Below are 22,938 nucleotides of genomic sequence, written 5' to 3' on the forward strand. Positions count from 1 at the left end.
ACGCTGCGGTGGCGCCAAATCCTGGACGTGATGTGGACCCGCAGCATTTCCAGCGAACGGTCGGAAAACCATGTGGTCGATCGCGACAAGATCAAAAGTCTTCACGCGAAATGTGATCGCTGAGCTGTGAGCACAACCCGATTATTTGTGGGGCTCCATTAGCTAAACTGGAATGCACTGGCACATTGCCTTCCCATTCGAGAGGACCTATCTGGACCATGAGCACGCCGAGCCCCTACGAAATCCTTGGTGTTGCTCCTTCGGCCAGCATGGAAGAGATCAAGATTGCTTATCGCCGGGCGGCCAGGGCAACGCATCCCGATCTGGGTGGCAGCGAGGAAAAATTCAAGGAAGTCCAACAGGCATTTCAGGATATCTCTGTTCTGGCGAACCCTTTGAGCCACGACGAAACTTTTCAAAAGCCAGGCGAAGCACCCCGAGCCGGATTCTCCGCCCGTCCATTTGATGAGCGACTGCGCAAATCGCCCCAGCAGCCAAAGGCTCAGCTTTCTACGGAATACGTTCCCGAGTTCTCAGATGCGTCGTTCACCTGGTTGAGCAGAGAACTTTCCGAACAGAAGATTCACGGCGAACCACGCAAGCGCGGCTTGTTCGCCAACAGGGCGCGCTTGGTCCGCGAAGCCAACACGATCAACTTGCTGAGCAAGAACGTGCTGAACGTATTGCCAGCGGCCCGCCTCGTAAATGGGGTGGCCGCACCGCACGGTGGCCACTATGACCACGTGCTGGTGGCCGGTTATCGCATGGCGGTCATCAATACTATGACGCTGCCAGAGGGCTACTACTCTTTCGACGGCAATGTGCTGCGTCATGGAAACAAGATGACCCAACCGCCCGCCTTCTCAATCTCTGCACTCCAGCGAAGCTTCATGCAGATGAACGTGATGGCATTTACCTTGGTCCTCTCCCCCAACGGGAATCGGCACGAACCGGTTATCGAATACCACCGCAATGCGAACCCGGCCCTTGCAACGACCCCAAATGTGCTCAACGCGGCTGGGCTCGTGAGGGAACTAAAGCTGTTCTTGGGATCGGGACCTACCCCAAATGTTGTCGACCGTGCGTCCTTGGCCCATTTACGCGAGGCGATGTACTGAGTTCAATGGCGCGAATGCCCACCGGCAGCGCTTAAACTGGTTAAGTGTTTCGCATCGTATTCAACGCCCCAGAGATCCCGGGTAATTCCGGAAATGCCATCCGCCTATCGGCCATTACCGGTGCCGAACTGCACTTGGTCAAGCCGCTAGGCTTCAATTTCGATGATGCCAATTTGCGTCGTGCGGGGTTGGATTACCATGACATGGCGAACGTCACGGTCCACGAAAATCTTGACGCTGCCTTTGAAGCTTTGGGGGAAGGACGCGTTTTCGCTTTCACTTCCGAGGGCCAAACGGTCTACTCGGACATCAGCTATGAGCCAGGCGACATCTTGCTGTTCGGCAAAGAGTCATCGGGACTCAGCGCGGAAGATAAGAAGCATCCGCGTGTCACTGAACTGGTGCGTCTGCCGATGCTGCCGGGCCGCCGGTCGCTGAATCTAGCTAATACTGCATCGATTGTTGCCTACGAGGCTTGGCGGCAGCATGGATTTGCCGGCGCTTAAAGTACCAGTCTTCAATCGCCGCGTATACAGCTTTACCTAATCTTTATAAAGTAAGCTCTTTACTGTGCCCGTAAGCATGCGGGTATTGAACTGTGCCGACGACCTTTCGGGAGAATCCAAGACAATGAACGGTAGCCATTCCCAGCACCGCGACGAGCCTCAGGACGAAGACCTGGGACTAGACCTGGTGAGCCACGTGGCCAGCAGTTCACGAGCTGAACGAAAAACCAGACCACGACGCTGGATTTTCGCAGTCGTGGGCGTAGCGGTCATCGCCGTTCTGGCGCTAGTGATCTTCTCCCTGCTCAATGGTGGAACTAAAGCGTCCAAGGCATCCAAGGCCGACGACGCCATCTCAGTTCCGGTCGAGCTCAAAAGCGGCGGGCAAGCTAATCTGAGCAGCTCAAAGTCGGAAAACGCCATCGGCGTTGAACTGACTTCACTGCCTCCTTTGGAAGAGTCAGAGCAGTATGTTGCTTGGGCCATCCACGAATCGGGCAGCGTCTCAGTCATCACGACAAGCAATGGCGAGGATGCTTCAGCAGGATACGCGCCAGCCGATGACATCATCGCCATTCATATCACCGTCGAAAGCTCGGATACGCCTTCGGCGCCTTCGGAAGACACCGAGGCTTCTGTGGACCTTCCTTTGAGCAAGGATGCAAGCTCCCAGGCCAACCAGGGCTCTTAGCCTAAGCATCAGGCTTCAACTAAAGGTGCCTGTGGCCGATGAGGAATATTTCCTCCATCGGCCACAGGCACCTTTGGTTTTTGACTGGACCTCGGCTAGAAGCCCGCGATGGTATCGTCAGCGTTCACAGCTACCAGATGGAAGGCTTCAGCTAATCGTCCTTCGGCAAGCTGCGCGCGCTGGCCGTTGGCGACACACTGTTGAAGTACGAACCGCTCCATGGCCGCGACGTCCGGATGCTGCGTGAAATGGGCGCGCAAGGCATCCATTTTCTTATCGAAGTACTCCGTGATGTCGACAAAACCGTTTTCTCGTTCCTTCGGCGCGCCATAGAGCCACAACCAAGGAACCCTGTAGGCTTCCAGGCCTTCTTCTCGAAGTAGCTCCGGGTAGGCGAAGGGATTCTCCACCGCCGGATAAATAGCACGTGTTACCGCCTCGCCACAGGCTAGATGATCCGGATGCGAACGTTGGATTCGATCCCAGTTGCGTTCAGGATGCATCGCCATGACGATGGTTGGCTTGACCTGTCGGATTAGCCGCACTACCTTGCGCATGACGTCGTGGTTGGCTTCGAGGAAGCCGTCGCGTTCGCCCAAAAAGTGCACGGTCTTGACGCCGACTTTTTCAGCCGCCTGCTTCTGCTCGGCGTGGCGCAAAGCGGCGGTTTCTTGTGGGTCTCGATCATCAAAACCACCGGCATCACCATCGGTCATGATGCAATATTGCACCTCGACGCCCGCGGTGGTGAATGCCGCAATGGTGCCCGCAGCGCCAAAATCCAGGTCGTCTGGATGCGCGCCGAAAGCGAGGACCCGTTCGGTTTGCGCACCGAAGAATCTAGATGTGTCGATCATGCTTGGCGGCGTCGAATCTCTTCTGCGGCTTGTGGAAGCACCTTTGACAGATCGCCAACGATACCGAAATCAGCGATTTCGAAAACAGGTGCGTCGACATCCTTATTGATGGCAATGATGCACTTGCTGGTCTGCATGCCAGCCTTCTGCTGAATCGCACCAGAGATGCCCGCAGAAATGAACAACTGCGGTGACACCGTCACACCGGTCTGGCCGATCTGCGCGTCATGCGAGATCCAACCAGCGTCTGTCGCGGCGCGCGAGGCGCCAACAGCACCGGATAGAGCGTCGGCAAGGTCCTCAACAGGGCCGAAGTCCCCGTTGACGCCGCGTCCGCCCGCGACTACTACTCGAGCTTCGGTTAGCTTCGGACGATCCGATACGGCCTTCGCTTCGGTTGCTACAACGCGGATTTGCGGCGCAGCTGCACCTGGAAGTTCCAGGGCACGAACGTCAAGTTGCTTGTCCTGCTCCCCCGGCGCGTCTTCGATGCTGTTTGGTTTCATGGTGACAAATAGTGTTCCACTGGTTGCCTTGGCCTGGGCGCTGTAGCTGCCAGCCAATTCGTCCTTGGTAACGACGAGATCTGCCGAAACATCGGTAGCGTCCGTAATTACTGCTCCATCGAGTCGCACAGCCAAACGAGCTGCGATCTCGCGGTTGAAATTATCGTTGGCAACCAGGACTACATCGGCAGCACTCAGCTTCACCGCGGCTTCGAGGACCGAGAGCGAATGGTCGATGAACGCGTCGTCGCCACCGGAGGCAACAAGAAGCTTGGCTACCCCGTAGCCGTTGACTACTTCTTGAGCTTCCTGCGAAACCTCAGAGGCAACGGCCAGGGTTGCCTCGTCGAAGCGCGATGCGAGGGTCAAAAGCTCGCGTTGTGCCTTGGACGGGACATCGGAAAGTTCGTTGAAAAATACTAGTGCTGAAGGCATGTTCAATATTCCTTAAATCAGCTTTTGTTCGGCCAAGAAATCAACCAAGGCAATTCCAGCCTGGCCACTGTCATTAATGACAGTTCCGGCTTCGCGGGCAGGTCGAGCATTCGCGTTGAGCACAGCAGAATGTGATCCTGACGCTCCAACTGCATCAGCAGCCAAACCAATGCCGGCCAAGTCGACTTCGGTGAGGCTCTTTTTCTTGGCGGCCATGATGGCTTTGAAGTTCGGGTAACGAGGCTCATTGGCCTGATCAGTTACCGATAATACTGCTGGCAGGGCCGCAGCCAGGCTCAGTGTGCGGTCCGCATGGTCGCGTCGAATGGTCAGCTCTCGGCTGGCCGCGTCAAAATCGACGGCCAGGGCATGAGTCAGTTGAGCAAAATTCAGGCGCTCGGCCAGCTGCGCTGGAACAACCGAAGTTTCAGCGTCGGTCGAGGACATGCCAGTGACGACTAGATCCACATCTCCAACATGCTCGACAAGAGCCGCCAACGCCTTGGACGTGGCGATGGTGTCCGACCCAGCCAAAGCCTCGTCGTTCAGGTGAAGCCCCGAGCTGGCCCCCATCTGCAAGGCCTTCTTCACCGAATTGCTTGCGCTCTTACCGCCCATAGTTGCTGCAATGACTTCATGCCCAGCGGCGAAGCCTCCCTGGGACTCGACAAGGGCTACGGCCGCTTCGACCGCATATTCGTCAAGTTCTGAAAGTACCGACTCTGCACGGTCAAGACGCAACGACCCAGAGTCGATGTGACGATCAAATTGAACGTCGGGAACATGTTTTACCAGCACCACTATTTTCAGCGGTGCCGTGGTTTCCTCGGTCATTCGAGCCTTCCTACAAGCTTTCGCGTCCAACAGCCCCGGGGACTGGTTGGACTATTTATTCACTGTCTATCGTATCGATACATCACGATTGGCTCGTTCTTTATCGCCGAAAGTGCAAGAAGTGACGCAGGCTGGTTCGTCACCAGCCTGCGTCACCCACTTCACTGCGTCATCATGAAGATTTATTTAGTTTTTTGACAATTCCCCTACAGTGACCTTGGCCGTTTTCTCCTGGCCATTGCGCAGGTACCGGATTTCAGCTTCACCGTTGGCTGCAATTTCGCGAATTGCCGCGGTCACGGTTTGAGAATCGTGCACTGCACGCCCGTTCACGCCAGTGATGACGTCTCCGGACTTCAGGCCTGCCTTTTCGGCGGCCGAGCCGGCGCTCACATCAACAACCTTGGCTCCCACCGAGAAGGACGAGGTATTTTGCGCGCCCTGTTCAGAAGTACCTTGCGCAGTCACCGTGGCTCCGAGCAAACCGTGAGTGGCTGAGCCGTTTTCAATGAGTTCCTGGGCGATGCGCTTCGCATAGTCGATCGGGATCGCAAAGCCCACACCGATGGATCCGCCTTCTTCGCTGGATCCGGAAGAAGCGATGGCAACGTTCACGCCGATGATCTCGCCGTTGGCATTGACCAATGCGCCACCCGAATTACCGTGGTTGATCGCTGCGTCGGTCTGAATGACGTTGACATAGATCGAGCCACTGGACTGCTGTTGTTGTTGCTGGCCCGGGAATTGGAAGTTGAACTGGCTGCCGTCATCGCCATTGGATTGATCGCTTTCCTCTGGAACAGCGGAAGAAGCGATGGAAATTGTACGGTTCAGGGTGGAGATGATGCCGTCAGTGACCGTTCCGCTCAATCCAAGAGGTGCGCCGATGGCTACCGCGGTGTCGCCGACGTTCAGTTCAGAAGATGATCCCAGTGTTGCCGGGACAAGTCCGTCAGCCTGGATGTTGATCACGGCCAGATCTGAAAGCGGATCCGTTCCGACGACCTTAGCCGCGTGCACCGTCCCGTCATTCATTTGGACGGTGATTGTCGGGTCGGCCACTTCGCCACCAAGCGTGACCACGTGGGTGTTGGTCAGAATGTTTCCCTTGTTGTCCAGCACGATGCCCGAGCCCGAACCGCCGTTTCCGTTTCCTGAAACTTCGATGGTTACCACGCTGGGGCTGGCCTTGGCCGCGGCCGCGGTAACTTCGGTGACCTTGTCGGGATTGTTGATCACCACTCCCTCACGTGGTGCTGAACCTCCGGTGGTTGAGGTGCTGTTTCCATCATTCATGAGATACGTAGTGCCGGCTGCGGTCAGCCCGCCTACCAGTGCCGCAGCAACCATGCCAGCGATTAAAGTGCTTCCGGCAAATCGCTTCTTGTCCCTGGGCTGCTTCTCTGGAGGAACAGGATATGCGGTTTGCGTATACGCGCCGCCGGCATAGGGAGCACCGTAGGGCGAATTGGACTGGCTATTTTGTCCCGCGCTGTTCTGCGACTGGTAAGAAGATGCTGATTGAGAGCCTGCAGAGTTTTGCGTGGCTGCGCTCATCGGTTCAGTGCGTGGAGCGGTTGGCGACTCGCCAGTGCCTGGCTGCTGGACGCTGGCTGGATCCTGGTCCATGCGAGGGTAGCGGGCAGTCGGTTCGTTGGAACCGGAAGGCTGGCTATTGTGATCGTTTGATGGCCGTGCAGAATCACCCAAGTTTTCTTCACGTGGCTCATTCGGGGTCTGGCTCATTTCATGCCTCTTTCGAACTATCGAATCTCTTGGGTTTAATTATTCAGGTCTGGTCTGTGGCATCGAATTGTGGTGACTTTGCATCGCCTGTGAGTTAACTATTCTGGCAGCTGAATGTCATAGACGTGCTTCATTAGGGCAAATAGAATCAATTCTAAGTGTGAATCCAGTCTCTGGATACACCAGATCGGGTACATCCTGGTTTTAGTGTGACTTAGCTTTTCAGGCAGGAACGGGAAATGGGAATGAAGAGTCGGAAACTGCTAGCCAGTGCAATGGTGGCTTCGGTTGTATCGCTTGGAATAGCTGCGCCGGCATTGGCCGAGTCGCCGGTCACCATCTCGCCTGGCGACTTTGTCATCGATAATTCCGGGGTGCTCGGTTCTGACGAAGCACGCATTGAACAAGAAATCAAAGAGCTCCGAAACGATACAGGACTCAGCCTCTTCGCCATCTACGTTGACGAATTTTCCAGCCCAGCGAAGGCCGATGAATGGGTTAAAGAAGTCGCGGACAAGAAAGGCTTGGGAAAATCCGACGTTATTCTCGCGGTAGCTACCCAAACCCGGCAGGCGTACTTCGCCGCATCGGACAATGGACCCCTGGGCGAGCAGGACTCGGAGATCTATAGGTCGCTGATTAGCCCAGAACTCGGTGAAAGCAACTGGGTCGGTGCGGTTGACGGAGCCATCGAGGGCATCAGGAACGTCGAGAGCGGCGGTACAGCGGAGGGCTCTTCAGGCGGCGGCAGCTTCATGACCATTCTTCTCGTGGTCGCTGCGCTGGCAGTGGGTGGCTATTTCCTTCTCGCCCGCCGAAGCCGGAAAAACACCCGCGGGCTTCCGCCACAACAGAACAATTACCCGGGCATGGCAGGGGCTCCTGCTCCGCAGCAGCCGCTGGTCGCATTGGATGAGCTTCGCCTGCAGGCTGATCAGCTGCTCGTGGCTGCCGATGATTCCATCCGCTCCTCGCAACAAGAACTTGGCTTCGCCGAGGCCCAGTATGGCAAGGAAGCGGTATCGGTCTTCATGCAAGACCTGGCCAAGGCCAAGGAGCACCTCACCGAATCATTCCGCTTGCAGCAGCAGCTGGATGACGACATTCCCGATACCGAAGCAGATCAGCGGTCATGGCTCAACGAGATCATCAACCGCTGCAAGGACGTCAACCAGTCTTTGCAAGAACATGCCGATGATTTCAAACAACTTCGCCAGCTGGAACAGAATGCTGAAGCCCGCATCACCGAGGTGAAGGCAAATCAGGAACCATTGAATCAAAAGCTTTCCGCTCGTGTAGCCGACTTTGAACAGCTCTCCGCCAAGTACGATCCGAGTGCAGTCACCCAGATCAAGGACAACGCGCAGCAAGCCGGTGAGCGCCTGACGTTTGCCGCTTCCTCATTGCAGCGGGCTTCTGAGAAGCTCGGGACGAACCGCTCCGACGCTGCGGTACTCATCCAAAACGCAGAAGAGGCCCAAGACCAGGCCAACGTCCTTCTGGAGGCAATCGCCAAGGCTGGCGCATCATTAGAGCAGGCTGAACAGGACCTTCGTGCAGCCGTCGCGCTGGCAGAACGCGACCTGGCCCAAGCTAAGGCGACTTTCGCGTCAGGAACCAGTTCCGATCTCGCCGGACCGATCGCTGGCGTTGAAAGCGCGCTGTCCACAACGCGCCAAGCCATGGCCAGCGGAAAGTACAACCCGCTTGCGCTGATCACGCTTTTGGATGACGCGACGAATCCCCTCGGGCAGGCACTGGCAACGCTTCGCGGCCGCGCTCAGCAGGACCAGGCAGCCAGGGATCAATTGCAGTCCTTGCTCCACACCGCCGCATCCCGTATCAACGGTACAGACGACTACATCCGAGCACGTCGAGGAGGCGTCCGCTCTTCGGCCCGCACTCGTCTGGCCGAGGCACAACGCACCCTGGATGAAGCGCATTCCTTCGCACACTCGGACCCGGCTCGCGCGGTAGCCGCTGCACAACGATCCATCCAGCTGGCAGACCAGGCAGCCCAAATGGCGGAGAACGATGTCAGCGGCTTCGGCGGGTTTGGCGATGGCGTCGGCATGGGCGGCTATGGGCGTGGACGTGGCGGCGGAGTATTTGACGGTGTTGGTGGTGCGGTGCTCGGTGGCATCCTCATCAATACCATCCTCGGTGGAGGCCACGGCGGTGGTCATTCCGGAGGCAACGACGGCTTCTTCGGTGGCGGCGGCTTCGGCGGGTTTGACGGCGGAGGCGGCGGTGGATTTGGAGGAGGTGACTTCGGCGGAGGCGACGGAGGCAACTTCTAGCCCGCCGATCCAGATTGCCCGGCAGTTCATGCAGCATCAACGATTACTTACTCAATTAGGAAGGTCCCATCATGACCAAACAATCAATCTTCGGGCGCATCTCACAGCTGGCCAAAGCCAACATCAATGCCTTGTTGGACTCGGCAGAAGATCCTCAGAAAATGATGGATCAGATGGTTCGCGACTACAACGACAACATTGCCGAAGCCGAACAGGCCATTGCCCAGACCATTGGCAATCTGCGCATGTTGGAGGACGATTACCGCGAAGACGAAGAAGCAGTTGCCGAGTGGAGCAACAAGGCTCTAGCAGCGTCAAACAAGGCAGACGAGTTCCGCGCTTCGGGCAAATCGGATGATGCTGCCAAGTTTGATAACTTGGCGAAGGTTGCCATCCAGCGCCAGATGCAAGCTGAATCGGAGATGAAGTCTGCAGAGCCAACCATAAGCTCCCAGCGCGAAATCGTCGAGAAGCTCAAGACCGGCCTGAACCAGATGAAGGAAAAGCGCACTGAACTTGCTGGCAAGCGCGATGAGCTGGTGGCACGTGCTAAGGCAGCTCACGCCCAGAACCAGGTCCACGAGGCTATTAAGTCCGTGAACATCATGGATCCTTCCAGCGAAATCGGACGCTTCGAAGAAAAGGTACGTCGCGAAGAAGCACGCGTTCGTGGAGCTGCTGAACTGGCATCGTCGAGCCTGGACGCGCAATTTGAATCGTTGGAAGACCTGGGCGAGCAGACCGAAGTTGAAGCTCGTCTGGCGGCACTGAAGTCCAAGCAGACAGGTGCTCTTGAAGGCTGAGCCTCTTTGCTAGGATCTTGTGGATTGCGGTGGTGTGCTGATGCCAAGCGTCGGCGCACCACCGTTATTTAACTCGTTAAACAAGAACGGAGACCCTTTCGGATCTCCGTTTCCACTTTCGTGGCGGGGAGAGGATTTGAACCTCTGACCTCCGGGTTATGAGCCCGGCGAGCTACCGAACTGCTCCACCCCGCGTCGGTAAATACAACATTACCAATCAGTGAATGACTTGGCTAATTGAGAGACAGTGTCCTTTGTCACGACCTCGATTTCGAGACACTCCGGGCATTCTGGTTGCTGTTGGGGCATTGCTCCATCATGGGCATTTCGCATCCGGCCGTGTTCAGAAGAATAGCCTGGAGACCCTTTTGGCCTCCAGTTCCACTTTCGTGGCGGGTGAAGCGTGGAGTTCCACGACATCCTAGACACCTGGGCCGAGACATCGTTGGCACCATGACGTGTCCAGAAACCACGTCATCTACCACAAGATCAGCGACGCCGGCTTGAGCTCCACTCGGCATCTCCCGCCCCCACATAATCCCTCGACAACGCTACTACCAGCTGCCCTTCGCCCACGGCGGCGTCGACAGCGCACTGGCACCGGCCAGCAAAAAACCGCACACCAACCTGCGCCGCACTCCAATGTTTATAGTCCGCATCCTCGAGCTACGCCGCACTCTCAGCACTGGCTGACTCGATGACAACTCGCGATACCTACTGCGCTGCTCCGTGCACGAAGAGATCACCACGCAAATCGCCATCGACAGTTTCACCTGGTGCATCAACCACTACGGCCCACCACGAAGCCCCCTGAGAGACAACGGACTGGTTTACACCACACGGAGCACCTCTGGGTCAACGCACGCCCACGAGCCGAATCGATCGCTGAGCTGCAAAGGATTCTGGATGAATTCCAGCAGGTTTACAACACTGAACGTCCACACCGCGTGCTGAACCGGGAAACACCGCATCAGTGGTACCACCGAACGCTCAAAGCCCGTCCAAACCTCAAGAACATCACTCGTGACCGCGAGTTCCGCATCGGGCATCACCGGGTCGACAGCGGCGGAAAAGTAACCCTGAGGCACGACGGGAAACTGCGTCACCTAGGGGTGCGGAAAATACACAGGAGAAAGAAAGTCGTGATGCTCATCGACACCGAAGAAGTGACGGTGATGGACGCAGAAACCTCAGAAGTGCTCAGCCGCCACGTTATCGATCCTGGCAAATTCTATTGGCCCGACAAACAGAAATCCCCCGGCCGATGGCCGGGGGAATCTGATAATAATTTGTAAAGCATGTCGCAACTCATCTGTAAACGATGTCTCGACTCTTCACATTTGTGGCGGGGAGAGGATTTGAACCTCTGACCTCCGGGTTATGAGCCCGGCGAGCTACCGAACTGCTCCACCCCGCGTCGGTAAATACAACATTACCAACTGATGAACTCAATAGCCAATCGAGCCAAGTGACCTTGATCGCAGGCCGCATTCGACCCTGGCTCGAAGGAACTCGCCACTCCAGATCCGAAACCGACTCAGGAAATCATCGCCCCTCGCGACAAAATTAATCTCGACAACCCCAAGCAGATTGAAACCATCAATTACCGGGTGGCAATCGACCACAAATCAATTCCCGACCGAGGCCGCAATTTGGTCAAGATATACAAAAATGGAGACCCTCGCGGATCTCCATTTTCGACTTTCGTGGCGGGGAGAGGATTTGAACCTCTGACCTCCGGGTTATGAGCCCGGCGAGCTACCGAACTGCTCCACCCCGCGATGACTAGACAATTCTTGCATCATCGCGGAGCGAAAGCAAATCGGGAGCCCGGTTCCCTATTACCCCTCGGAGCCTTCGCTCGGTGCCGAAGGCTGTGGAGTCTCAGAGGAGCCGCTATCGTCCAGCTTCACTTCCCCATCAACTTCGGTCCCGTTGATCGCCGCATCGGCTTCCACAGCACGGTCCAAGGCATTCTGCAGCTGCTTCTGAGCCTCGCCGTAAGCTGCGAAGTCACCCTTGGCCAGCGCTTCCTGGCCCTTCTTGATGGCCGCGTTAGCATCAGAAAGGGCAGTGGACAGCTTCTGCTCATTGGACTGGCTTGGCGCCTTTTCCCCCTCTGGGCTGTCGCCCGGGGAAACACCTTCTGTTTCACCGGTTACAGCACCAGAGTTGCCGCCAAATACTTCGTCCAGTGCTTCAGCCAATGTATCGGCGAAGCCAACCTGGTCACCGAAGGACACCAGAACCTTGCGCAGGGTCGGGTAGCTGGTCTGGCCAGAGGACTGGACATAGACAGGCTGGACGTAAAGGATACCGCCGCCAACAGGCAAGGACAGCAAGTTGCCGTTCTTGACCTCGGAGGCGCCCTGGCGCAACAGGTTCAGCTCCTGCGTGACACGAGTATTGGTGTCGAAGTTCTGCTGGGCCTGGCCCGGACCTGGAACAGCCGTGTCTCGTGGCAGTTCCAGCAGCCTGAGCTTGCCGTAGTCTTCGGACTTCACGCCGGCTTGTGAACCAGCGTCAGCTGATGCCGAGAGGAAACCGAACAAGACGTTGCGCTGTTGCCCGTTGGAAGCTGCTGCTGGAATGAATGTCGAGGTCAGGGAGAAGCTGGCTTCGTCCTGGGTCGGCATCTTGAGCGACATGAAATATGGTGGCTGCTTGACTCCGGCGGTCGACGAGGTCGGGTCGTCAGGGACGGCCCAGGCGTCATTCGACTCGTAGAAAGCATCCGGGTTATCCACGTGGTACGTCGTAAGCACTTCACGCTGCACCTTGAACAGGTCCTCTGGGTAGCGGACGTGCTCAATCAGATCAGCGGACATATCCTTCAACGGCTTATACGAGGTCGGGAAGACCTTCTGCCACGACTTCAAAATCGGATCCTCGGTGTCCCAGGCGTACAACTTCACCGATCCGTCATAGGCGTCAACTGTCGCCTTAACCGAGTTCCTCAAGTAATTGACCCGACCGGTCATGGACAGGTCCTGGGCATTAGTCAGAGAGTCGGTAACGGCCGAGTCCAACTGCTTTTGCTGCGAATACGGGAAGTCGTTGGAGGTAGTGTAGCCATCGACGATCCATTGCACACGGCCATCAACGATCGCTGGGTATGCGCTGGAGTCCAGAGTCAGGTATGGAGCTACCTTGCTAACGCGGTCCCGTGGGTCACGGTCGTAGAGAATCTGCGATTCGGAATTGACCTGCTGGGAGAGCAGAAGGTCAGTTGAAGCGAACTTCAAGGCGTAGACCAAGCGGTTGAACATGTTGCCAACGTTGGGTCCGCCCTCACCGGTAAAGGTGTAGCGCGTGTCCTGGTTCTCGCCGCCGGTACCGGGACGGTCAAGCTCCTGGTCCGTCCAGCCTTCATCCGGTCCACCGACAACAGAGTACTCCGGTGAGTTCTCGCCAAAGTAAATGCGTGGCTCGTAGTCCTTGTCGCTGATCAAGTCACCTGAGGTTGGAATACCGCCCAACATGAAATCAGGTCGGCCGCCAGCGGCAACTCGATTGCCGTAGGCAGCGACAAGTCCATAACCGTGCGTGTAGTTGATGTGCTGGTTGACCCAGGTATCGGACGGGTCGACGTTCACTTCACGTGCCGCGATCACGGTGTCTTCTACCTTGCCGTCGATTTTGTAGCGGTCGACGTTCAAGTTCTTGGGGAACGTATAGTACCCGCGGAACTGCTGAAGCTGCGCGAAGGCGGTGGACACCAAGTTCGGGTCCAGCAGGCGAATATTGGCAGTGGTTGCGGTTTCCTCGGCCAGGGCATTTTTCTCGGTGGAGATCTTGGCGTCGTAGTCGGTGACTTCAACATCATCCAGACCATAGGCCAGGCGAGTCATTTCGATGTTTCGATCGATATAGTCTCGTTCAAGTTCTCGCTGCGAAGGCACTACCTGGTACTGCTGGACCAGGAATGGGTAGACGCCGCTGACCACGATCATCGTGACGACCAGCATCGCCGTACCGATCAGGGGAATCCTCCAGCGCCCATTGAACGCGGCAATGGCAAAGGTGATTGCGATCAGGATGGCGATAATGGCCAGAATCATCCGGGCAGGGATGACTGCGTGGACATCCTTGTAAAGGGCGCCTGCAACACGTCCAGACTGGTCGGTCAGCGTCTCATACTGGCCGATCCAGAAGTTCGCTGCCTGCAGAAGCAGGAAGACAGCAACGACGATAGCGGTATGAACCCGGGCTGCCTTGCCCACGGTGATGCCGCCTCGTTCTTCGACACGAATGCCGCCGTAGAGGTAATGGGTCAGCAATCCGGCAACGCCGCTCAAGAGCACCACTGAAACGAGGAACCCGATAATGAGCGCGATAAACGGCAACGAGAAGATGAAGAAGCTCAAGTCCAAGTTGAACTGGGGGTCGTTATTCCCGAAAGGCGTCTGGTTGAAGAACAGCAGGACGGTCTGCCACTGGCCGGCAACTGCCACGGCGGCAAAGATTCCGACAACCAGCGGAATGCCCACCATGAGGAAACGGCGAATAGGCTCCAGCTGAGATTGGTAGCGGGACATGGAATCTTGCTGATTCGCATTCGGCGCGTATACCGGCCGGTGCTTGTAGGCGCTGCGCATCGAGAACCACATAGGCACAGCCATCAACACCAAGGCAATGGCGAAGATGATTAATTTGGCGACGCGTTCAGTCCAGTAGACCTGCGAGAATCCCAACTGGTTAAACCAGAGGATATCTGCATAAAAGTTAGACAAGAAAACGAAGACCGCGACCAGAATAACCACCGCAAAGATGGTCAAAGTCAGTGGCGACACTTTCTTGCCAGATGGGCTGGCAGGCCTCTGCGGTTCACGAGGCCTTGGCGGGCCTCCGAACGGACTATCCGATCCGTATGACACTATCTATTCCTTACCTTGGGTTCTCTCCGCTGTTGCCATCGGAGGAACTCGTGTACCTAATTCTTAGAGGAGCGAGTACAAGCTTTGATTTCTGCGTCACATTCTTCCCCTGACGCTGGGCTAAATCTATTCACATGTCGCGAAGTTCGCTGGGCTTTCTCCGTCCGCGATTTTTGTCAACGCTGTCCGAGCTTGTGAGAGCGTTGATATCTTCAGGACGTTCAACCCTTCGGGGACTCTTCCCATGACCTCGTTGCAGTTGTCCGCAGGTGCCAGGAAAATGGTCGCGCCCGCATTTTTCGCGGCAACCATTTTCTGGGCTATGCCTCCGATCGGACCAACATTCCCTTCAGCCGAGATCTCCCCCGTGCCTGCAACATGGTGATTTCCTGCCAACGAGCCTTCGGTCAGCCGATCAATAATGCCCAAGGCAAACATCATTCCCGCGCTGGGCCCGCCCACATTCTGCAGCCCAAATTGAACATCTATGGGAAACTTGTGTTCGGTACTCAGGTAGATGCCCAGCTGGCGTTCGCCGTCGGCTTCGCCGGTTGTCACTGGGACAACGACTTCCTTGTAGTTGCCTTGCTTGTCCTTGCGGCCAACGGTGAGTTCTGCTGGCTTCTCCCCATTGGCATTGAGCGACTTCTTCAGCTCCTCCAGGGAGACGATTTCTTTTCCGTTGTATTTCAGAAGGCGATCGCCCTTTTCCAACGACTTGCTGTTGGAATCAGACGAAAAGTCCGCGACGGTAAGCCAAGTTTTGAAGTCATAGCCGAGTTCTGTAAGTGCCGCGGCAATTGCCAGATCCTGGGATGAGGTCATCATCTGATCGTTCTGCTCATTTTGTTGCTGCGTCGACGTGTTGCGAGAAATGATCGTCTCTTCAGGCACAACGTCCTTGGCAGGATTGAGCAATGCTTCAAGAACTACCGGAATCGTGACCCGGTTCTGCCCTCCCCCTTGGACATAAATGGTCAAGAGGTCTAATTCGCTCTGCGAGGGGTACGTCTTGTCCCCCTCAATCGAAATGACGTCTTTCCCGTTGTCCTCGTCTTTGCCCAGGGTGTTGAAGACTGGGCCGGGAGAACGAATCATGAAGTTTGTCGGCAGGAACAGCATGACGCCAATGAGCAGCAGTGCGAGAACGCCAGCACTGGTTCGTTTAATGGCTTTGGAACCTTGGGGTGCTCGGCCAAATTCGCCGACCACTTTCATCGAGTCCTGTGGTTCCCGTTCGTGCACTGATCTTGCTCCCGCCAACTATCAAAAAAGATGCGGATCCGTCCTTGCGAACTTCACCACTCTTAGCCTACTGAAGCTTGAGCTCTAAAGGCATCAGCAAGAAGGCGTATTCAGTGTGCCGAAAGCGAACTGTCGCCCAGATTCATGGGAACTAATTGCAAGGCACGGTAGTTTTAAAGGCATGGCACAGAACCCCCCGAATAACCGCCCCAACGGCGACGACGACGATAACAATCAGCAGGATCCTTTTTCTGCCATGTTTGGTCAGCTCTTCGGTGGCGGATTTGATCCCAACAATCTTCCTCCGCAACTTCGCGATGCGCTAGGCGCCCAGGGTGACCCCGAAGCGATGCAAAAGATGATGCAGCAGGCACAAGCAATGATGTCGGCCATGATGAGCAACAATGCTTCATCGGGTCCGGTGAACTGGAAGCTTGCCTCCGATACCGCGCTTCAGGCGTACGCCAGCGACGATCCAGCCGTGTCAGAATCACGTCAGAGCGCAATCAACGACGCTTCGAACCTGGCCGACCTTTGGCTGAATAACTCAACGTCTTTCGAATCCAATGGCTTGGTGACCGAGGCGTGGACGCGCAAGCGCTGGTACGACAAGACCTTGGCAACCTGGAAACAGGTCACCGAGCCAGTTGCCGAATCAGTGGCAACAGCGATCACCGCCGCCATGAAAGAACAAATCCCTGAAGAGATGAAGGGAATGCTCGGCAATTCCGATGGCATGTTCCGCAATCTGGGTGCCAGCATGTTCGGCATGCAACTGGGCACCGCCCTTGGCGGATTGGCAACGGATGTTCTTGGTGGCACCGACATTGGCCTTCCGTTGGCCGGCAGCACCCCCGGAATCATCGCCACCAACGTGGCGAAGTTTGGCGAGGGCCTGGAAATCCCAGAGCAGGAAGTGCTGCTCTATGTCATCCTTCGAGAGAATGCACATGCACGACTGTTCAATCGTGTTCCGTGGCTGAGTTCAAAGCTTATCGGAGCTGTTGAATCCTATGCTCGCGGCATTCACATCGACATGTCTCGAATTGAAGAAGCCGTTCGCGACATCGACCCTTCAAATCCTGAAGCCCTGCAGTCCATGCTGGGTGAAGGACTATTCGCCCCGCAGCGCACGCCGGAACAAGATAAGGCGCTCGAGAACCTTGAGCTAACCCTTGCTCTCATTGAAGGCTGGGTCGACCACGTAGTGTCCCTGGCAGCGGCGAATCTTCCGTTTGCCGAGCACCTGCGGGAGACCATGCGTCGGCGCAGAGCATCGGGCGGGCCCGCAGAGTCAGCTTTTGCCTCGCTAGTCGGCTTGGAGCTACGCCCTCGAAAGCTGCGTGAAGCAGCAGCCCTGTGGCAACACCTTAACGACGAGCGCGGCATCGATGGACGCGACGCCGTCTGGGATCACCCGGATCTCATGCCAACGCATGAAGATCTCAAAGATCCGACGACTTTCACTCAGCGTCGCGAGTTGGCGGATACCGAATTCGACGACTTTGATGTTGCCTTGGGAAAATTGCTGTCCGGTGGGTTCGACAATGTTGATCCCGAGAATGACAGCGCGGACCCGGAAAAGCCGACGGATCCGAATTCATCTGAAGACCCAGAGAAATAATCACCAGATCCAAGCGGTAGGGAGGAACGCAGTTGCGTTCCTCCCCACCGCTGTTTCAATTGCCACTATTCGGCGTCTTCGCCAAAACCATCGAGCTCGTCTATTGGCCCGCCTAGCTCCTTGGCATGAGAGTTGTAGCCAGCGTGGAAAGCCTCAAGATACAAATCCGCTTCCGAACGCCGCGGAAATCTGTTGAGCAATTTCTGAAATTCAGGCCCATGCCCCGAACGTGGCGCTACCAGATGGGCCAATTCATGAACCAGGACATAGTCGCGGACCCATGAGGGCATTTGCTGGAGCTTTGACGAGAGCCTAATGCTTCTCTGCTGGTAGGAAGCTGATCCCCACCGCTTATTTTGGTTGGTAACCCATCGCACCGTTGTTGGCGAAGCCGAGCCGTCAAAGAAGTGCTGGTCCAGTTCGTGGGCCCTGCGTCCTAGCTCGGTGTCGGTATGCCCGGCATTTCGTCGTTGTCGACTTTGCCGGAATTTTTTGAGCATCTCATCAACGAACGAACGCTCAGTTTTCTCATCAAGCGCGGCTGGAACCTGGATAATCAAGGTTTCGTCGCGCCACTGCGAAGAGATGGTCTTTCGGCGCTTGGTGGAACGCACGACCCGCACCGGAATATCGTCATGGGCGACGAATTCAAAAATACTCGGTGAAACAGGCATTGAGCTGTACTCCTCACACACATGGTCAGTCGGATTCATGCTGCTTGCTGGCGCTTGAGCAGCTAGCCCCACGTTAATGCTGAGGTGTCGGCAAGCAGCCCACCTCGACGCGGCATGTGAACAACTTCTATCCCCGGTGGGATTCAAGAACAGCTAGTACCGCTTCCCCATAGCGTTCGAGCTTGCTGCGCCCGACTCCCGCAATTTTCGATAGCCCCTGTATGGAGCCGGGTTGATGTTCAGCAATGGACATCAGAGTGGCGTCAGTGAAAATGACGAAAGCCGGGACCGAATTTGAGCGGGCGACTTCGGATCGCCAGGTGCGCAAGTTATCGAACAAGGCCTCATCATAGGCGGCTGGGCAGGACGCGCAGCGCTTCAGCTTGCGTTCTTTTGCACTAGCCAAGAACGAACCGCAGTTGGAACAGACGGCCGGAATTAGCTTGTGTTCACGTTTCTTATAGGTAGTCTGCTGTCGGCTGCTAGCCTGGCGAACTGACTTGATCCCATCCAAGAAGCGAGAGGGGTAGCGATGCGCCCTTCCGCCCGGAGTGCGCGCTAGCGACCAAGACAGGAATAGATGCTTCCGAGCACGGGTAATGCCCACATAGAGCAGGCGGCGTTCTTCGTCAAAACCAGCCTGGTCCTTGGCATAGGAAATGGGTACCAGTCCCTCGCTGAGTCCAACGAGGAACACAGCATCCCATTCCAGGCCCTTGGCTGCGTGGAATGAAGCCAAAGTGACGCCATCCAGCGTGGGCGCATGCTGGATCGCTGCGCGATCTTCAAGTTCCTTAACCACGTCGTGCAAGGTCGCTTCAGTGCCCTGCTCAATTTTGAGTGCAACGACTTCATCAGCCAGGCGCACCAGAGCGGACAATGATTCCCACCGTTGCCGGACGGCGCCGGTACCTCCGCTGGGAGCATTCGCCGAATAGCCATGCGAGGAAAGCACGTCTCGAACTAATTGCGGCACCGAGGTTTCGGCAGCAACGCTCAAGGCTGCCCGCAGGGCCAGCATTCCTTCTTTGACTTCTCGGCGAGAGAAGAACCGCTCTGCACCACGCATGACATACGGAATCGAATGTGCGGCGAGCGCTTGTTCGAAAGCCTGAGACTGCCCGTTTGTGCGGTAGAGAATGGCAATCTCAGAGATGTCTTGCCCCTCTCCCCGCAGCTTCTTGATGCGCTGGGCAACTTCCTCTGCCTCGTTCTCATCGTCCCTGGCTTCAAAGAAATCCGGGTTTGGACCATGGTCGCGTTGTGCAATCAATTCCAGGGGCTCAGGCCAAGTGACGTTTCGATCCGGAACGGAGGACTCAATTCGCCGAGTCGATAGCACCTTGTTGGCCAGGTTCACGACTTCGGGGGTGGAGCGGTAGTCCCGGACGAGTTTGACCACCTTGGCTTCCGGAAAACGCGTACCAAAGTTCAGCAGGAAGTCAGGGCGCGCACCGGTGAACGAGTAAATCGTCTGCGAAGCATCACCAACAACGCACAATTCATTTCGTTGCCCCAACCACAGATCGAGCAGCCGTTGTTGCAATGGAGAAACATCCTGGTATTCGTCCACAACGAAGTGACGATATTGCTGGCGGACATGTGCAGCTACCTTCTCGTTGTCTTCGAGAATGGCAATGGTCAGCAGGAGCACGTCTTCGAAATCGATAACCCCTCGGTCATCTTTGAGTTCTTCGTAGGTTTGGAAAATCCTCGCCATGCTTACCGGCTCCAGGCCATTGGGCATCTCACGAGTTGGGGCGATTTTCGCATAGCTTTCCGGGGTGTGCATCGACACCTTGGCCCATTCAATTTCTGCCGCGAGATCACGCACCATGGCGCGGTCGCTGGAAATACGCAGTCGGCGGGCAGCCTCTGCAATCAACGGGGCCTTATGCTCAACCAGATTTGGCAAAGTACCGCCAATGGCCTGCGGCCAAAAGTACTGCAGCTGGCGCAGCGCGGCCGCGTGGAAGGTTCTGGTCTGAACACCCGGCGCACCGAGCTGGCGTAAACGGGTCCGCATTTCTGCGGCAGCACGGGTCGTAAAGGTCAATGCAAGAACACTCGAGGGATTGTAAATACCCGTGTGCACTCCGTGCGCAATACGGTGGGTAATGGCCCGGGTTTTACCCGTGCCTGCGCCGGCCAGAATACACAATGGACCGCTGAGCGTTTCAGCTGCTTGCCGTTGTTCAGCGTCCAGTCCCGCCAGCAAATCCTGTACTGGTGGAGCATCGTGTTCTGTCACTTGTTTAGGGCCTCCGGAAGGGGTTCTCCGTACCAACTACGGATCAACGCATGTGCTATTGAAACGCCACGCGGTATGTCTATTGTTCCTGATTCCAGGGCAAGACGCAGATCCTCTCGGCTGAACCAGCGCAGATCCTTGATCTCGGCCCCATCAGGAATCAATTCTTCGCTGATAGCTTCAGCCGCAAAACCGAGCATCAGGGAACGCGGCAATGGCCAAGGCTGGGAGCCGCGGTAGGCCACGTCGCCTACATGGACACCAGATTCTTCAAAGATTTCTCGCCGAACCGCTGATTCCAGCGACTCCCCCGCTTCGACGAAGCCGGCGAGCACCGAATACATGTGCGTTCTAAAAGTGGCGTTGGCACCCAGCAATATGCGGTCGTGGCGGTCAATCACCGATGCGATAATCGCAGGATCGGTCCGGGGAAATAGCTCATGGTCATTCAAAACGCAGCGCTGTCCCCACCCAAAGGTTGAGGACCGGACCTCCGAACCACACTGCGGGCAGAATCGTTCAGAGCGGATCCAGTTGGAGATTGCCTGTGCTTCAACCAACAGCTCGGCTTGGACTTCGGAGAGGATCGTGAAGGCCTCACGCAGAGAAATCCAGCGCTCAATATCCGCATTCGAATAGTTCTCTGCGTCGACAATGGCCAAAACGTAATCACTCGTGCCGGATGTGCCGAGATAAACCAGGCGATCAGAATCATGGGCCACGTAGCTGGGCCCGTCCACAAAGTACAGTTCCATGCCGCAGGCGGCAGCGCCAAGATCGGAAATCAGCATGACCTTGGTGGAATTCATGGAAAGTTTCTCGCCAAGCAACTCCGGGTTCGGCCGTTCAGTGAGCGGACGCGAAATAAGCGACTGCGCAAAAGGTAGTCCCGTGATTGGAGTTTGATAGTTCTCTGCCAAAGCCATACTTCTAACTTAGTGCACTTGCCCCATCGCTCTCCTGTTTCAAACCGGGTGTGGATAGCCACGTTCGGCGAATTTTCACGTCAAGCCTGAACATTGCCGGTGAATCCCACCATATTCTGTGCGTCATTCAGCCTCTAAGGTCACGATCTCGCATACGGTGGAACATGTGAAACGCTCTGCCATGGAACTCGCCGCAATTGCCACCGCCGCCGTACCCGGATTAGCTCCGGTTGGTTTTGCGGCATTGTCAGACGACGCAGAAGATTTTGATTCAGCACTAATTGTCGACGCCCTCAAGCACCGGTGGCGTGTTCGCTCGCCGCGGCACGATGAGGCAAGCATGCGATTGGAAGCGGAGCTTTCCGCCCTGCGCGCGTTCTCGGCCAAAGTGCGGGCCTCGCTGCCATTTGCTCTTCCATCGGTAGCGGGAACTGTCCGCCAGGGCTCACTGCGTACCTTCGTGTACAAGGACATGCCAGGACACGTTCCTGCCTTGGATGAGCTGGTTGACGAGGGCAGCAACTTGGCCAAGGCGCTGGGCCAGTGCATGGCGGCCATTCACCAGATCCCAGATGAAGCTGTGGAAGTGGCCGGCCTGCCGACCTACACCGCAGATGAAGTACGCCAGCGCAAGCTCAATGAACTCGATACCGCGGCGGCTACCGGCAAGGTGCCCAGCAGGCTGTTGCGCCGCTGGGAGCACGCCATGGAAGATGTTGCGCTGTGGCGGTTTAACGCATCCGTAGTGCACGGCGACTTCGATGAAGAGCAGCTGCAAATTTCTCACTCAAGCATTACTGCCGTTAAGGGATGGACCGACTTGCATGTTGGCGACCCGGCAGATGATTTTGCCTGGCTCTCGTCTATCGAAGACCAGAAGTTCACGGACCGTGTTTTTGAATCGTATGTCGAAGCCCGCGGCAAGGCCGCCGATCCACACATCATGCGCCGTGCCGCGCTGGCCGCAGAATTCGCTCTGGCGCAGTGGCTCGTCAAGTCGCTTGACTCCAAGGATCCACAGCGCATCGCCGAAGCTGATGAGATGCTCCAAGAGCTTGACCACAATATTGCCGAGTTCGGCGGGCAGCCTCTGTCAGTCGTCGAGGCGCCACGTCCCCTGGCTCCGCAGAGCAGCGCACCAGGGCCCAAGCCATCCGACGCGGACAAGGAAACTCCCGTAGCACCGAAGCCCGCCCCGCTTCCATCGGCGGGTTCGACCGCACCCCGGATTAATACGGCAAAGGTCACTGCCTTGTCGGACCAGGCAACGGATTCGGGCAATTCGCCATCTGCTGTGGCTGCGGGCCCCGAAGCGCCAGCCAAGGGCGCGGACGATGACGTGGAGCCTTCGCCGGCTCCGCATGCAGGCAAAGGCGCAGAAGACACCAAGCCCAAGGTCGAGTCGAACATCGAGTCCGGCGAAAAGCCGCCCGTTCACAAGCCTCAAGAAGAGCCGAGTGCCTCGAAGGCTGAAGCCGGCACAGCGAAACGCAAGGAAGACCAGGACGGCGCCACAAAGTAACCCTCCGGGTTGCTTTGTGGCGC

The 22,938-nt window shown here is 56.6% G+C and carries 17 protein-coding genes and 3 tRNA genes; 8 read left to right on the forward strand and 12 right to left on the reverse strand.

Annotation, left to right across the window (positions count from 1 at the left end; genetic code table 11):
* The first annotated feature begins 218 nt into the window (after positions 1 to 218).
* From AOZ07_RS10870 to AOZ07_RS10880, 3 genes are all read left to right on the forward strand, one after another.
* Positions 219 to 1,118 (forward strand): J domain-containing protein, encoded by a 900-nt coding sequence (locus AOZ07_RS10870; protein ID WP_060702016.1) that lies wholly within the window; start codon positions 219 to 221, stop codon positions 1,116 to 1,118.
* Between the two features lie 44 nt (positions 1,119 to 1,162).
* Positions 1,163 to 1,624 carry a tRNA (cytidine(34)-2'-O)-methyltransferase gene (locus AOZ07_RS10875; protein ID WP_060702017.1) on the forward strand — a complete coding sequence of 154 codons (462 nt, stop codon included), beginning with the start codon at positions 1,163 to 1,165 and terminating at the stop codon, positions 1,622 to 1,624.
* Between the two features lie 124 nt (positions 1,625 to 1,748).
* Complete coding sequence (locus AOZ07_RS10880) at positions 1,749 to 2,315, forward strand: anti-sigma factor domain-containing protein (RefSeq protein WP_060702018.1); 567 nt, start codon at positions 1,749 to 1,751, stop codon at positions 2,313 to 2,315.
* 95 nt (positions 2,316 to 2,410) lie between these two features.
* Here AOZ07_RS10880 and AOZ07_RS10885 read toward each other — a convergent pair whose 3' ends face one another.
* The 4 genes from AOZ07_RS10885 to AOZ07_RS10900 all read right to left on the reverse strand — a co-directional run bounded on the left by AOZ07_RS10885 (position 2,411) and on the right by AOZ07_RS10900 (position 6,693).
* Positions 2,411 to 3,172, reverse strand: a complete 762-nt coding sequence (locus AOZ07_RS10885; protein WP_060702019.1) for a PIG-L deacetylase family protein — start codon at positions 3,170 to 3,172, stop codon at positions 2,411 to 2,413.
* The gene (locus AOZ07_RS10890; RefSeq protein WP_060702020.1) at positions 3,169 to 4,113 is read right to left on the reverse strand and encodes an electron transfer flavoprotein subunit alpha/FixB family protein; all 945 of its coding nucleotides are present in this window, start codon (positions 4,111 to 4,113) and stop codon (positions 3,169 to 3,171) included. The genes AOZ07_RS10885 and AOZ07_RS10890 overlap by 4 nt, the downstream gene beginning before the upstream one ends.
* 12 nt (positions 4,114 to 4,125) lie before the next feature.
* Positions 4,126 to 4,947, reverse strand: a complete 822-nt coding sequence (locus tag AOZ07_RS10895) for an electron transfer flavoprotein subunit beta/FixA family protein (protein WP_194943646.1) — start codon at positions 4,945 to 4,947, stop codon at positions 4,126 to 4,128.
* 186 nt (positions 4,948 to 5,133) lie between these two features.
* Positions 5,134 to 6,693, reverse strand: a complete 1,560-nt coding sequence (locus AOZ07_RS10900; RefSeq protein ID WP_060702021.1) for a S1C family serine protease — start codon at positions 6,691 to 6,693, stop codon at positions 5,134 to 5,136.
* Positions 6,694 to 6,932: 239 nt separating this feature from the next.
* Here AOZ07_RS10900 and AOZ07_RS10905 point away from each other — a divergent pair, with 239 nt between their 5' ends.
* Positions 6,933 to 8,993: a TPM domain-containing protein gene (locus AOZ07_RS10905; RefSeq protein WP_075972484.1), complete on the forward strand. Its 2,061-nt coding sequence runs from the start codon at positions 6,933 to 6,935 to the stop codon at positions 8,991 to 8,993.
* A gap of 71 nt (positions 8,994 to 9,064) precedes the next feature.
* Complete coding sequence (locus AOZ07_RS10910) at positions 9,065 to 9,796, forward strand: PspA/IM30 family protein (RefSeq protein ID WP_060702023.1); 732 nt, start codon at positions 9,065 to 9,067, stop codon at positions 9,794 to 9,796.
* Positions 9,797 to 9,917: 121 nt separating this feature from the next.
* Here the strand turns inward: AOZ07_RS10910 and AOZ07_RS10915 are convergent.
* Positions 9,918 to 9,991, reverse strand: a tRNA-Met gene (locus tag AOZ07_RS10915).
* A 581-nt stretch (positions 9,992 to 10,572) separates the two neighbouring features.
* Between AOZ07_RS10915 and AOZ07_RS18210 the strand changes: the two genes are divergently transcribed.
* Positions 10,573 to 11,091: an integrase core domain-containing protein gene (locus AOZ07_RS18210; RefSeq protein ID WP_075972485.1), complete on the forward strand. Its 519-nt coding sequence runs from the start codon at positions 10,573 to 10,575 to the stop codon at positions 11,089 to 11,091.
* 48 nt (positions 11,092 to 11,139) lie between these two features.
* Here AOZ07_RS18210 and AOZ07_RS10925 read toward each other — a convergent pair.
* The 4 genes from AOZ07_RS10925 to AOZ07_RS10940 form a co-directional block, all read right to left on the reverse strand.
* Positions 11,140 to 11,213, reverse strand: a tRNA-Met gene (locus AOZ07_RS10925).
* A gap of 290 nt (positions 11,214 to 11,503) precedes the next feature.
* Positions 11,504 to 11,577: transfer RNA gene (locus tag AOZ07_RS10930), tRNA-Met, on the reverse strand.
* 60 nt (positions 11,578 to 11,637) lie between these two features.
* The gene (locus AOZ07_RS10935; protein ID WP_060702025.1) at positions 11,638 to 14,673 is read right to left on the reverse strand and encodes a UPF0182 family membrane protein; all 3,036 of its coding nucleotides are present in this window, start codon (positions 14,671 to 14,673) and stop codon (positions 11,638 to 11,640) included.
* A 126-nt stretch (positions 14,674 to 14,799) separates the two neighbouring features.
* The gene (locus AOZ07_RS10940) at positions 14,800 to 15,918 is read right to left on the reverse strand and encodes a YlbL family protein (protein WP_194943647.1); all 1,119 of its coding nucleotides are present in this window, start codon (positions 15,916 to 15,918) and stop codon (positions 14,800 to 14,802) included.
* A gap of 181 nt (positions 15,919 to 16,099) precedes the next feature.
* Between AOZ07_RS10940 and AOZ07_RS10945 the strand changes: the two genes are divergently transcribed.
* Complete coding sequence (locus AOZ07_RS10945) at positions 16,100 to 17,542, forward strand: zinc-dependent metalloprotease (protein WP_060702027.1); 1,443 nt, start codon at positions 16,100 to 16,102, stop codon at positions 17,540 to 17,542.
* Positions 17,543 to 17,607: 65 nt separating this feature from the next.
* Here AOZ07_RS10945 and AOZ07_RS10950 read toward each other — a convergent pair whose 3' ends face one another.
* The 3 genes from AOZ07_RS10950 to nudC form a co-directional block, all read right to left on the reverse strand.
* Complete coding sequence (locus AOZ07_RS10950; RefSeq protein WP_084793219.1) at positions 17,608 to 18,216, reverse strand: M48 family metallopeptidase; 609 nt, start codon at positions 18,214 to 18,216, stop codon at positions 17,608 to 17,610.
* Positions 18,217 to 18,343: 127 nt separating this feature from the next.
* Positions 18,344 to 20,467 carry an ATP-dependent DNA helicase UvrD2 gene (locus tag AOZ07_RS10955; RefSeq protein ID WP_060702028.1) on the reverse strand — a complete coding sequence of 708 codons (2,124 nt, stop codon included), beginning with the start codon at positions 20,465 to 20,467 and terminating at the stop codon, positions 18,344 to 18,346.
* Entirely contained in the window at positions 20,464 to 21,276 is an 813-nt protein-coding gene (gene nudC / locus AOZ07_RS10960; protein WP_194943648.1) for an NAD(+) diphosphatase, read from the reverse strand. Before nudC ends, AOZ07_RS10955 begins: the two co-directional genes overlap by 4 nt.
* 298 nt (positions 21,277 to 21,574) lie before the next feature.
* On the opposite strand from nudC, the gene AOZ07_RS10965 reads away from it, so the two are divergent.
* Positions 21,575 to 22,915: a phosphotransferase gene (locus AOZ07_RS10965; protein WP_236995173.1), complete on the forward strand. Its 1,341-nt coding sequence runs from the start codon at positions 21,575 to 21,577 to the stop codon at positions 22,913 to 22,915.
* Positions 22,916 to 22,938 lie beyond the last annotated feature (23 nt).

The organism is Glutamicibacter halophytocola, from assembly GCF_001302565.1.
Lineage (GTDB): Bacteria > Actinomycetota > Actinomycetes > Actinomycetales > Micrococcaceae > Glutamicibacter > Glutamicibacter halophytocola.